This is a genomic window from Streptosporangium sandarakinum (genome assembly GCF_013409935.1).
Lineage (GTDB): Bacteria > Actinomycetota > Actinomycetes > Streptosporangiales > Streptosporangiaceae > Streptosporangium > Streptosporangium nondiastaticum.
This window is the reverse complement of sequence record NZ_JACCCO010000003.1, coordinates 1,089,659-1,101,430: the sequence shown is the minus strand read 5'-3', so window position 1 is coordinate 1,101,430 and position 11,772 is coordinate 1,089,659. Positions and strand designations below refer to the sequence as shown.

The 11,772-nt window shown below is 73.8% G+C and carries 12 protein-coding genes; 3 read left to right on the top strand and 9 right to left on the bottom strand.

The window, feature by feature from the left end:
• Nucleotides 1-49: 49 nt before the first annotated feature.
• The 3 genes from HDA43_RS31265 (at nucleotide 50) to HDA43_RS31255 (ending at nucleotide 2,859) form a co-directional block, all read left to right on the top strand.
• Complete coding sequence (locus tag HDA43_RS31265) at nucleotides 50-958, top strand: ABC transporter ATP-binding protein (RefSeq protein ID WP_179827993.1); 909 nt, start codon at nucleotides 50-52, stop codon at nucleotides 956-958.
• Between the two features lie 46 nt (nucleotides 959-1,004).
• Nucleotides 1,005-1,772, top strand: coding sequence for an ABC transporter permease (locus tag HDA43_RS31260; RefSeq protein WP_179827992.1), 768 nt, complete (start codon nucleotides 1,005-1,007; stop codon nucleotides 1,770-1,772).
• A 172-nt stretch (nucleotides 1,773-1,944) separates the two neighbouring features.
• Nucleotides 1,945-2,859, top strand: coding sequence for an EamA family transporter (locus HDA43_RS31255; RefSeq protein ID WP_179827991.1), 915 nt, complete (start codon nucleotides 1,945-1,947; stop codon nucleotides 2,857-2,859).
• An 89-nt stretch (nucleotides 2,860-2,948) separates the two neighbouring features.
• Here HDA43_RS31255 and HDA43_RS31250 read toward each other — a convergent pair whose 3' ends face one another.
• From HDA43_RS31250 to HDA43_RS31210, 9 genes are all read right to left on the bottom strand, one after another.
• The gene (locus HDA43_RS31250) at nucleotides 2,949-3,647 is read right to left on the bottom strand and encodes a GntR family transcriptional regulator (protein ID WP_179827989.1); all 699 of its coding nucleotides are present in this window, start codon (nucleotides 3,645-3,647) and stop codon (nucleotides 2,949-2,951) included.
• An 11-nt stretch (nucleotides 3,648-3,658) separates the two neighbouring features.
• The gene (locus HDA43_RS31245) at nucleotides 3,659-4,651 is read right to left on the bottom strand and encodes an ornithine cyclodeaminase family protein (protein WP_179827987.1); all 993 of its coding nucleotides are present in this window, start codon (nucleotides 4,649-4,651) and stop codon (nucleotides 3,659-3,661) included.
• On the bottom strand, nucleotides 4,648-5,664 hold the full coding sequence (locus HDA43_RS31240; protein ID WP_179827985.1) for a proline racemase family protein: 1,017 nt from the start codon (nucleotides 5,662-5,664) through the stop codon (nucleotides 4,648-4,650). Before HDA43_RS31240 ends, HDA43_RS31245 begins: the two co-directional genes overlap by 4 nt.
• A gap of 163 nt (nucleotides 5,665-5,827) precedes the next feature.
• Complete coding sequence (locus HDA43_RS31235) at nucleotides 5,828-6,535, bottom strand: ABC transporter ATP-binding protein (RefSeq protein ID WP_179827983.1); 708 nt, start codon at nucleotides 6,533-6,535, stop codon at nucleotides 5,828-5,830.
• Nucleotides 6,528-7,298, bottom strand: a complete 771-nt coding sequence (locus tag HDA43_RS31230) for an ABC transporter ATP-binding protein (RefSeq protein ID WP_179827981.1) — start codon at nucleotides 7,296-7,298, stop codon at nucleotides 6,528-6,530. The genes HDA43_RS31235 and HDA43_RS31230 overlap by 8 nt, the downstream gene beginning before the upstream one ends.
• Complete coding sequence (locus HDA43_RS31225) at nucleotides 7,295-8,440, bottom strand: branched-chain amino acid ABC transporter permease (RefSeq protein WP_312873630.1); 1,146 nt, start codon at nucleotides 8,438-8,440, stop codon at nucleotides 7,295-7,297. Before HDA43_RS31225 ends, HDA43_RS31230 begins: the two co-directional genes overlap by 4 nt.
• The gene (locus HDA43_RS31220) at nucleotides 8,437-9,330 is read right to left on the bottom strand and encodes a branched-chain amino acid ABC transporter permease (RefSeq protein WP_179827979.1); all 894 of its coding nucleotides are present in this window, start codon (nucleotides 9,328-9,330) and stop codon (nucleotides 8,437-8,439) included. Before HDA43_RS31220 ends, HDA43_RS31225 begins: the two co-directional genes overlap by 4 nt.
• Nucleotides 9,327-10,496, bottom strand: a complete 1,170-nt coding sequence (locus HDA43_RS31215; RefSeq protein ID WP_179827978.1) for a branched-chain amino acid ABC transporter substrate-binding protein — start codon at nucleotides 10,494-10,496, stop codon at nucleotides 9,327-9,329. The genes HDA43_RS31220 and HDA43_RS31215 overlap by 4 nt, the downstream gene beginning before the upstream one ends.
• A 151-nt stretch (nucleotides 10,497-10,647) precedes the next feature.
• Nucleotides 10,648-11,649, bottom strand: coding sequence for a proline racemase family protein (locus HDA43_RS31210; protein WP_179827976.1), 1,002 nt, complete (start codon nucleotides 11,647-11,649; stop codon nucleotides 10,648-10,650).
• Between the last annotated feature and the right edge of the window lie 123 nt (nucleotides 11,650-11,772).

Here is an 11,772-nt window from a genome sequence, read left to right as displayed (position 1 = left end):
CGCAGGTCCGGCAGCGGGAGCATCCGGCGCAGTCCCTAAACTCGTGGTCATGGAGTCCCCAGCCGTCGAGATCATCGATCTGGTCAAGAGATACGGCCGTACCACCGCGATCGACGGCCTCACGCTCACCGCGGGCCGCGGCGCGGTCACCGCCATCCTCGGCCCCAACGGGGCGGGCAAGACCTCGACCATCGAGATCTGCGAGGGGTTCCGGCGGCCCGACGGCGGCACCGTCCGGGTGCTGGGCCTTCCCCCCACGCGGCCGGAGCTGCGCGCCCGGGTCGGGGTGATGCTCCAGGCCGGGGGCGTCCCCCCGGCGGCGCGCTGCGGGGAGTGGCTGCGCCTGATGGCGCGCTTCCACGCCCGCCCCCTGGACCCGGCGGCGCTGCTGGAGCGGCTCGGGATGACCGAGCACGCCCGCACGCCGTACCGCAGGCTGTCGGGCGGGCAGCAGCAGCGCGTGTCGCTGGCCGCGGCCGTCATCGGCCGCCCGGAGCTGGTCTTCCTCGACGAGCCGACCGCGGGCCTGGACCCGCAGGCCCGGCACGCCTGCTGGGACCTCGTCGCCGACCTGCGGACCGCGGGCGTGTCGGTGGTGCTCACCACCCACCACATGGACGAGGCCGAGAGGCTCTCCGACCACGTCGTGATCATCGACCACGGCGGGGTGGTCGCCGAGGGCACCCCGAGCGCCCTCACCGGCGCCGAGCGGCAGCTGCGCTTCCGCGCCCGGCCGGGCCTGTCACTGGACGAGCTGCTGGCCGCCCTGCCCTCCGGCAGCACGGCCAAGGAGTCCCCCTCGGGGCACTACATCGTCGAGGGGCAGGTCGGCCCGGAGCTGCTGGCCACCGTGACCACCTGGTGCGCCGCGGAGGGCGTCACGGCCGCCGACCTCAGCATCGAGCGCCGCACGCTGGAGGACGTCTTCCTGGAGCTGACCGGCCGGGAGCTCCGATGACCACCACGCCCCGCGGCGGACCGACCGGAAGAGCACGGAGAGCACAGTGACCACCCTCGACCTCACCCCGTCGCCCGGCGCCGCCCCACTGCCGCGGATGGTGCTCGCGCAGGCGGGCGCGGAGATCAAGTCGACCCTCCGCAACGGCGAGCAGCTCCTGCTCACCCTGATCATCCCGGTGCTGCTGCTCGTCGGCTTCTCCACCACGTCGCTGGTGAACGTCGGCCGCGGCTCCCGGGTCGCCTTCATCGCCCCCGGCGTGATCGCGCTGGCGGTGATGTCCACCGCCTTCACCGGCCAGGCCATCGCGACCGGCTTCGAGCGCCGGTACGGCGTGCTCAAGCGGCTGGGCGCCAGCCCGCTGTCCCGGGCCGGGCTGATGCTGGCCAAGACGCTCGCGGTGATCGCCGTGGAGGTCGTCCAGGTGGTCGTCATCGGCGCGGTGGCGCTGGCCCTGGGCTGGCGCCCCGCGGGCTCCCCCCTGGCCGCGCTGGTGCTGATCCTGCTCGGCACCGCCGCCTTCAGCGGCCTCGGGCTGCTGATGGCCGGCACCCTGCGCGCCGAGGCCACGCTCGCCGGGGCCAACCTGGTCTACCTGATCCTGCTGGGCTGCGGCGGGGTGATCTTCCCGCTGACGGCCTTCCCCGCGGCGGTGGAGCCGGTGCTGCGGCTGCTGCCGATCTCCGCGCTGACCGGCGGGCTGCGCTCGGTGCTGACCGACGGCGCGGCGCTCCCGCTGGGCGCCGTCGCGATCCTCGCGGCCTGGGCGGCGGTCTCGCTGGCCCTGGCCTCCCGCACCTTCCGCTGGGAATGACCCCGCCGGCCGGGAACGACCCGGCGGCGCCCCGCCCGGATGTCCAGGCGGGTGTCCGGGCGGGCGCCCTCCCGTGACCGCCGGTGATCTCACATCCCGGATGCCGCTCGGCCGTCCCAGCCCCGGCGAGTAAGGTCTGCAAGTCGATACGGCACTGACACTAGGGAGTCTCATGACCGCCGAGGGGCTGCCGGGACCCGCGGAACCGTACCGGCGGGGCCTGCCGGGGCCGGGAGCGCTGCTGCGGACCGCCTCCGACGCCATCCCGCCGTCCGGACTGGTGCTGCTGGCCATCCTGTCGGTGCAGCTCGGCGCGGGCTTCGCCAAGGACCTGTTCACGCAGCTGCCGCCGAGCGCGGTGGTGTTCCTGCGCATCGCGATGAGCGCGCTGGTCCTGGGCCTGGTCGCCCGGCCCCGGCTGCGGGGCCTGACCCGGGCGGACGTCGCGGCCGGGGTGGCGTTCGGCGTGATCCTGGGCGTGATGAACCTGTCCTTCTACGAGGCGCTGGCCCGGCTGCCCATGGGCATCGCGGTGGCGATCGAGTTCCTCGGGCCGCTCGGGGTGGCGGTCGCCGCCTCACGCCGCCGCCTGGACCTGCTCTGGGTCCTGCTGGCCGGATCGGGGATCGTACTGCTGGCCCCGTGGGGCGCGGCGGCCGGGACGAGCTGGGCCGGGATCGCCTTCGCGCTGGTGGCCGCGCTCTGCTGGGCCGGCTACATCCTGCTGTCGGCGGCCGTGGGCCGGCGCTTCCCCGGCACGACCGGCCTGTCCTTCGCGATGATCGTGGCGTTCGTGGTGATCGCGCCGCTGGGGGTCGGGACGGGCGGCGCCGACCTGCTGCGGCCCGAGGTGCTGCTGATCGGGCTCGGGGTGGGCCTGCTGTCGTCGGTCATCCCCTACTCGATCGAGCTGGAGGCGCTGCGCAGGATGCCCAAGCAGGTGTTCGGCATCCTGATGAGCCTGGAGCCGGCCGCGGCGGCGCTGATCGGGCTGGTCGTGCTGGGCGAGGTGCTGGAGGCACGCGAGTGGGCCGCCATCGCCTGCGTGGTCGTCGCCAGCGTGGGCGCCACCCGCAGCACCCGCTGACCCGCGCCCGGCGGGCCCCGCGAACGGCGCCGCCGCGCGCCCTTCCCGGAACGTACGGCGCGCGGCCCCGGGCCCGGACGGCACCGGACCTAGTCGGTGCCGCCGGCCCAGATGCCGCGGACGTGGCCGATGTGGCGGCGGATCAGCCGCTCGGTGCCCTCCCGGTCGCCGGCCGCCAGCAGGTCGAGCAGTTCGAGGTGCTCGCGGGCGGAGCCGGCCAGGCCGCCCCGGGCGCTGAGGGCGGGCAGGCCGTACAGGCGGGCGCGGCCGCGCAGGTCGCGCACCACGTCCACCAGGTGCGCGTTTCCGGCCAGCGCCAGCAGTTCCAGGTGGAAGCGGATGTCGGCGTCGACATAGGCGATCAGGTCGCCGCGGTCGGCCGCGTCGACGATCTTCCGGGCCAGCGGGCGCAGCGGGTCGAACCTCGCGGCGCCGCCCGTGCCGTCCGTACCGCCCGCGGCGGCCAGGCGGGTCACCGTGGGCACCTCGATGAGCAGCCGGATCTCGGTGAGCTCGTCCAGGTCGCGGTCGGACAGCTCGGTGACCCGGAAGCCCTTGTTGCGCACCGCCTCGACCAGGCCCTCCTTGGCGAGGTCGAGCATCGCCTCGCGCACCGGGGTGGCCGAGACGCCGAACTGGGCGGCCAGCACGGGCGCCGAGTACACGACGCCGGGCCGCATCTCGCCGGTGATCAGGGCGGCCCGCAGGGCGTGCGCCACCTGCTCCCGCAGGCTCTGCCGCTCACCCACCGCCGGCAGGTCGAGCCGGTCGTCCGCCGAAGGAGCCATCCTCCCGCCTCTCATCTCGTCGTCCGGGCCCGCAGCCACGCCTCGTAGGCGGCTCCCGCCACCACCAGGTCCTCCCACGCCATGCCCACGCTCTTGAACACCCGCGGCCCCGGGCCGGGGGACACGGCACCGGTGACCAGGTCCGCGAGGTTCCCGGCGAGATGACCGGAAGTGATCGTACCGTTCCGTATCGGGATGACCAGATCTCCCGCCTCGGCGAGGGCGGCGCGGCGCGCCTCGACGACCACGGTGGACCGCGCGACGAGGTCATCGTCGATCTCCCGGGCGTCCGGCTCGTGGGAGCCGACCGCGATCACGGTCACGCCGTCGCGGATCATCCTACCGTCGAACAACGGGGTCCTGGAGGTGGTACAGCAGGCCACGAGGCCGGACTGTCCGGGATCGGCCAGGGCGGGCGCCGTTCCGGGCGGTGCTCCGTACCCGGCGGCGGGCGCCGTGGCGGGCAGGGTGTCCGCCCGCAGGCCCGCGGCGGCGCAGCGGGCGGCGAACTCCTCCGCCCGCGCCGGGTCCCGGGCGACCACGCTGACCCTCCGCAGCGGCCGGACCGCGCGCAGCGCCTCCACGTGCCCCCACGCCTGCGGCCCGGTGCCGAACACCGTCAGGTGCCCGGCGTCCTCGGCTGCCAGGTGCCGTACGGCCAGCGCCGAGACGGCCGGGGTGCGCAGCGCGGTGAGCGCGGCGCCGTCCAGCACGGCCAGCGGGACGAGGGTCTCGCCGTCCATCAGCAGGTAGGTGCCGCAGATCCGGGGCAGGCCGCGGGCGGGGTTGCCCGGGGCGACGCCGGCCACCTTGATCCCGGTGAAGCGGCCCCAGGCGGCGGGCATCAGCAGCAGTTGCCCGGCGGGGACCTCCACGACGGGCCGCTGCGGGCCGTCCTCGGGGTCGAGCCCGGCGAGCAGCGCCTCCTCCAGCACCCGGACGGCCGTGGCCATCGGCACCAGCTCGCGCAGCGCCGGCCCGTCCAGGTAGGGGGGCGCGCTCATCGGAGCGTGAACCCGGTGCCCAGCGGGTCGCGCGGGTCCAGGGTGAAGCGGTGCTCGCCGGTGCGGTAGGCCATTCCCTCGATCTCGGGGATCACGCCCGCCTCCGTCTCCTCGGCCACCCGCGCCCGGAAGGAGGCCCCCACGACGCCGTCGTGGACGAGCGTGCCGGTGAAGCCGTCGGCGTGCAGCAGCGCCAGCCGGGCGGCGGTGCCCGAGCCGCAGGGCGAGCGGTCCACCTCGCCGTCGGCGAAGACCGTCACGTTGCGCTGGTGGCCGGGGCCCAGCTCGTCGTAGAAGATGACGCCGTAGATCCCCGACAGCCGCTCGTCCTCCGGGTGCCGGGCGGCGGGGTGGCCGGCCAGGGCGGCCTTGACGGCCCGGCCGAGCGCGATCAGCGCGGTCAGGTGCTCGGGGGCCGCGGCGAGGCCGAACGCGGCGGCCGGGACGGAGGCGTAGATGGCCCCGCCGTAGGAGACGTCGGCGGTCACCCCGGCCAGGCCGGGAAGACCCGGGACGGACGAGGCGGGGCCGGCCGCGGCGGCGAGCGGGCCCAGCTCGACGTCCCGGGCGAGCACGTAGGAGGGGACGTTGCGGAAGGTGACGGCCTCGACGCGGCCCGCCGAGCGGCGCACCCGGGCCGTCACCCGGCCGGAGGGGACGTCCACCACGACGTCGGTCTCCCCGTCCGGGGCGGTCGCCACCAGGCCGGTGTCGGCGGCGTGGACGCCGAGCGCGATGGTGCCGTGGCCGCAGGCGGTGGAGTAGCCGTCCTTGTGCCAGAACAGCACGCCGAGGTGGGCTCCGTCGTCGTCGGGCGGGACGAGGAAGCAGCCGTACATGTCGGCGTGGCCGCGCGGCTCGTGGCAGAGCAGCCGCCGCACGGCGTCGATCTGCGGGGCCCGCGCCGCCTCGCGGCGTTCGAGGACCGTGCCGCCGGGGATGTCCGGCGTTCCGGCGGTGACGATCCGGAACGGCTCGCCGCCGGTGTGGTAGTCCACGGTGTGGATCTGCATGTTCTCCCGTTCTGTCGTTCCCATCCGGTCCGGGGCCGCCGGAGGGCCGCGCCGCCCGGCGGGGCCGCCTCGCGGACGCGGGGCGGCCCCGTCTCGTGAAGGTCCTCTCGTGAGGCGCGGCCCCTCCGCTGCCCCTCTGCGGCGCCGTGCCCGCCGGACGCCGTCAGACGCCGCCCAGGTACGCCTCGACCACGCGGGGGTCGTCGCGCAGCTCGGCGGCCGGGCCGTCCAGCACGCGCTCACCGTTCTCGATCACGTAGCCGCGGTGGGCGATGCCGAGCGCGGCGGTGGCGTTCTGCTCGACGAGCAGCACCGCGGTGCCCTCGGCGTTGATCTGGGCGATCAGCTCCATCACCGAGGCCACCACCAGCGGGGCCAGTCCCATGGACGGCTCGTCGAGCAGCAGCATCCTGGGCCCGGTGACCAGGGCCCGGCCGATGGCGAGCATCTGCTGCTCGCCGCCGGACAGCGTGCCGCCCTGCTGGGCGCGCCGCTCCGCCAGCCGGGGCAGCAGCTCGTAGGCCCGGTCGATCCGCCTGCGCACCTCGGCCTGGTCGCGGACGAGGTAGCCGCCGAGCTGGAGGTTCTCGTGGACGGTGAGGGTACTGAAGACCCGGCGGCCCTCGGGGACGTGGACCAGGCCCAGGGCGGTGACGCGGTGCGGCCTGCCGCCGGTGACGTCGTGGCCGTCGAAGACGACCGTGCCGCCGCTGGGCCGTACCAGCCCGGAGGCCGCCGCCAGCGTGGTGGTCTTGCCGGCGCCGTTGTTGCCGAGCAGGGCGACGATCTCGCCCGGCCCGACGGTGAGCGACAGCCCCCGCAGGGCGTGCACGCCGCCGTAGTGGACGTCGAGTCCGCTGATCTCAAGCATGGGTGTCGCTCCCGAGGTAGGCCTCGATGACGGCCGGGTCGCGGCGCACGTCCTCCGGGCGGCCGTCGGCGATCTCCTTGCCGAAGTTGAGCACGACCACGCGCTCGGAGACCTCCATGACCAGGCCCATGTCGTGCTCGATGAGGACGATGGCCACGCCCAGCGCCTGGATGCGGCGGATCAGGTCGAGCAGCTCGGTCTTCTCGCCGTGGTTGAGACCGGCGGCGGGCTCGTCGAGCAGCAGCAGGTCGGGGCGGCGGGCCAGCGCCCGGGCGATCTCGACGCGGCGCTGCTCGCCGTAGGGCAGGTGGCGGGCCTCGCCGTACCGGTCGCCGCGCAGGCCGACGAAGTCGAGCCAGTGGTGGGCCTGCTCGGTGCACTCGCGCTCGGAGCGGCGGTAGCGGGGGGTGTGCAGCAGCGCGTCCAGGACGTTCTGCCGCAGCCACAGGTGGGCGCCGGCCCGCACGTTGTCCAGGACCGACAGCTCGCCGAACAGGCGCAGGTTCTGGAAGGTCCGGGCGACGCCGAGCGCGGCGACGGCCGACGGCCGCAGGCCGCGCAGGCTCCGGCCGCGCAGCATGATCTGCCCCGCGGTGGGGCGGTAGAAGCCGGTGACGCAGTTGAAGGCCGACGTCTTGCCGGCGCCGTTGGGCCCGATGACCGAGACGACCTCCGCCTCGTTCACCGAGAACGTCAGCCCGTCGATGGCCAGCAGCCCGCCGAAGGACAGGCGCAGGTCCGAAACGCTCAGCAGGGTCGTCACGGGACCTCCTTGGACCGGGCGGGCCACAGCCCCTGCGGGCGCAGCAGCATGACGGCGATGAGCAGGACTCCGAACAGGAAGAACCGGTAGTCGGCCAGGTCGCGGAGGATCTCCGGCAGGATGCTGATCACGATGGCGCCGATGACGACGCCGGGGATCGATCCCATGCCGCCCAGGACGACGGCCATCAGCACCAGGGCCGACTGCAGGAAGGTGAAGCTGCCCGGGGAGATCGCCGACAGGTGGGCGGCGAACAGCACCCCGGCCAGGCCGCCCCAGACGGCGCCGGCGATGTAGGCCGCGAGCTTGACGCGGTAGGTGTGCACGCCCATGGCCTCGGCGGCGTCCTCGTCCTCGCGGACGAACCGCCAGGCCCGGCCGATGCGGGAGCGGCCCAGCCGGGCGGCGCCGAGGACTGCCAGCGCGACGACGACCACGGTCAGGTAGTAGAACGCCACCGGGCTCCCGGCCAGGCCGGGGATGCCGTAGATGCCCGAGGGGCCGCCGGTGACGTCCAGGTTGTTGGCGGTGATCCGGATGATCTCGCCGAAGCCGAGGGTGACGATGGCGAGGTAGTCGCTGCGCAGCCGCAGGGTGGGCGCGCCGATGACGATGCCCGCCACGACCGTGACGACGATGACGGCGGGCACGGTGGCCACCAGCGGCAGGTCCAGGCGAGTGGCCAGCACGCCGCTGGTGTAGGCGCCGACCGCGAAGAACGCGACGTAGCCGAGGTCGAGCAGGCCGCAGTAGCCGACCACGATGTTCAGCCCGGCGGCGAGCATCACGAAGATGGCCGCGCTGGTCATGACCGACAGCGCGTACGGCGTGGCGTTGACGAACGGCGCGAGCAGCGCGACGAGCAGGCCGGCCAGTCCGGCCCAGCGGTTCTGCAGCAGCCGGGAGGCGCGGGTGGGGGGCCGGCCGGCGCCGCGTCGGCGGACCTCGGCGGTCTTCCGGGCGGGGCCCGCGGCCTCGTTCGTGGTCTCGTTCACGGCCTCGCCTGTGGCCTCGTCCGGGGCGGCGGCCCGTGCCGCGCCCGCGGTCGCGCTCCCGCCCGTGCTCTCGGCCGTGTCCGCCGCCGTGCTGCGGACCGTGTCCTCGGGGGCGCCTTCGGGGGTGGTGTCGGGGACGCGGGTCACACTCGCTCCGTCACGCGTTCGCCGAGCAGGCCGGTGGGCCGCACGGTCAGGAACAGGATCAGCACCCCGAAGGCGAAGACGTCGCGCCACTCGCCGCCCAGCCAGAACGTGCCGAACGACTCCAGCAGGCCGAGCACCAGGCCGCCGAGCATCGTGCCGGGGATGTTGCCGATGCCGCCGATGACGGCCGCGGTGAACGCCTTGAGCCCGATCAGGAACCCCATCAGGAAGTCGATCTTGCCGTAGTAGGCGCCCGCCATCACCCCGGCGGCCCCGGCGAGGGCCGAGCCGATGAAGAAGGTCCGGGAGATGACGGCGTTGACGTCGATGCCCATCAGCGAGCTGGTGGTCGGGTCCAGGGCGATGGCCCGCATGGCGCGGCCCTCGCGGGTCCGGGTGACCAGCAGGTTCAGCCCGATCATGAGGACCACGGCCACCCCGACCAGGACGAGCTGCGCGACTGTCAGCCTGGCCCCGGCGACCTCCAGCGAGGAGCCGCCGAGCCGCAGCGGGTAGACCCGCGGGTCGGCCCCGGCGGCGGCGCGCATGCCGTACTCCAGGGCGAAGGACGCGCCGACGGCGGTGATCAGCAGGGAGAGGCGGGGGGCGCGGCGCAGCGGCCGGTAGGCGATCCGCTCCAGCGCCACCCCGGCCAGGCCGGTGACGGCCATGGTCACCACCAGTACGGCCAGCAGCACGGGCAGCGCCATCGAGGAGGACACGCCGCCGACCGCGCCGAGGATGGCGAAGCCGGCGAACGCGCCGAGCATGTACAGGTCGCCGTGGGCGAAGTTGAGCAGCTTGATGATCCCGTAGACCATGCTGTAGCCCAGCGCCACCAGGGCGTAGAACGAGCCGACGAACAGCCCGTTCCAGATGAGCTGCGTCATTTCAGGGAGTCCTGCAGGATGATCTTTCCGTCCTTGACGACCAGGATCTGGAACCCGCCGTTGGACAGGGTGTGCTCGGGGGTGAACTTCAGCGGCCCGGAGAACATCTGGAACCCGTCGATCGCCTCCAGCGCCGCGATGACCTTGGCGCCGTCGGTGCCGCCCGCCTTGCCGACCGCCTCGGCGGCCAGCCGTACGGCGTCGTAGGCCTGGTTGGAGTAGGGGCCGGGCTCGGCGCCGAACTTCTTCTTGTACGCCTCGATCCAGCCCTCGGCGCCCTCCAGGGTGTCGGGGGTCTGGGTCATGGTGGCGTAGACGCCCTCGGCGGCCTCGGGGCCGGCGATCTCGACGAGCTTGGGCGAGACCGAGCCGTCGCCGACCATGATGGAGCCCTTGTAGCCGGCCTGGCGGAGCTGGCGGGCGATCAGGCCGCCCTCCTGGAAGTAGCCGGTCCAGTAGACGAAGTCGGGCTTCTTGGCCAGCACGTTGGTGATGTTGGCGCTGTAGTCGCTCTCCTTGGGGGTGACCGCCTCGATGAGCGCGGTGTCGGCGCCGCCGGGAGCGTCCAGCAGGGTCTGGGTGCGCAGCGCGATGTCCTTGGAGTAGCTGGTGTTGTCGTGCATCAGCGCGACGCTCTTGGCGCCCTGCTTGGTCATCCACTTCTCGGCGGCGGCGGCCTGCTGGGTGCCGGTGCCGTTGATGAGGAAGACGTGCTTGAGCTTCTGGTCGACCAGCTCCTGGGAGTTGGCCGCCGGAATGATCATCGGTATGTTCGCCTTGCCGAAGATCGGAAGGGTGGGCAGGGTCGCGCCGGAGCAGTATCCTCCGACCGAGACGTCCACCCCCTCGGTGACCAGCTTGTTGGCTCCGGCCGCCGCGGACTGGGCGTCGCAGGCGTCGTCGGCGGTCTTGAGCTGCAGCTTGCGGCCGAGGACCCCGCCCTTGGCGTTGATCTCGTCTACGGCGAGCTGGGCCGCGTTGCTCATATATGGGCCGATCGCTGCCTCGCTGCCCGACTGGGGGATCAGCATTCCGAGGACGATCGGCTCGTTCGTCTTGGCGGTGTCGCCTCCGTCGCCGCCGCCGAGCAGCCCCTGGCCACATCCGGTGGCGAGCAGGGCCACGGCGGCCAGCGAGGCGATGGAGGTAAGGGGGGTGGCACGCATGTGCGGCTCCTCACGGCTAGTGATGTGTGACATTGCACTAGCGCGTGCCCTGGGCCGTCAAGGACCGAAACAAGACCGTTAGCCTTCTCGTCCCGAACCTTCACCTGCCCGCCCGCGCCCACCCGGATCGGGCGGGCGCGGGCAGGCCGGGTCAGAGCAGGAAGCCCGCGGGGAACGGGTCGCGCGGGTCGAGGAAGTACTGCGCGGTCCCGGTGACCCACGCCCGCCCGGTGATGGCCGGGACCACCGCGGGCCGGCCCGCCACCTCCGTCTCCGCGACGAGCCGCCCGACGAACCGGGTGCCGATGAACGACTCGTTGACGAAGTCGATGTCCAGGCCCAGCTCGCCCCTGGCGTGCAGCTGCGCCATCCGGGCGCTCGTGCCGGTGCCGCACGGCGAGCGGTCGAACCAGCCGGGGTGGATGGCCATCGCGTGCCGCGAGCGGCGGGCGTCGGAGCCGGGGGCGGTGAAGTGCACATGGTGGCAGCCCCGGATGCCGTCGTCCAGCGGGTGGACCGGCTCGTCCTCCTCGTTGACCGCCTTCATGATCGCCAGCCCCGCGCCGAGGATGCGGTCCTTGGCGGCGCGGTCGAACGGCAGGCCGACCGACTCGATCGGCACGATCGCGTAGAAGTTGCCGCCGTAGGCCAGGTCGTAGCGGACCTCGCCCAGGCCGGGCACCTCGACCACCCTGTCCAGGCCGACGCTGAAGGAGGGCACGTTGACGATGGTGACCGCGACGGCGGCGCCGTCCTCGACGCGCACCTCGGCGACGACCAGCCCGGCGGGGGTGTCGAGCCGGATGGTGGTGACCGGCTCGACGACCTCGACCATCCCCGTCTCCACCAGCACGGTCGCCACGCCGATGGTCCCGTGGCCGCACATCGGCAGGCAGCCGGAGACCTCGATGTAGAGCACGCCGTAGTCGGCGTCGGGCCGGGTGGGCGGTTGCAGGATGGCCCCGCTCATGGCCGAGTGGCCGCGCGGCTCGTACATCAGCAGGGTCCTGACGTGGTCCATCTCGGCCAGGAAGTGCTCGCGGCGCTCGGCCATGGTGGCCCCGGGGATGACCCCCACTCCCCCGGTGACGACCCGGGTGGGCATGCCCTCGGTGTGGGAGTCCACCGCGTGGAAGACCCGTTTCGTTCTCATCTCCCCCTCCTCGGGGACGTTCGTGTTCCCCTCGGGGACGCTGGGTCCTCCCTCGGGGGCGTTCGGTTTCCCCTCGGAGGCGCTCAGCTCTCCCTCGGGGACGCTCGTATTCCCCCTCGGAGG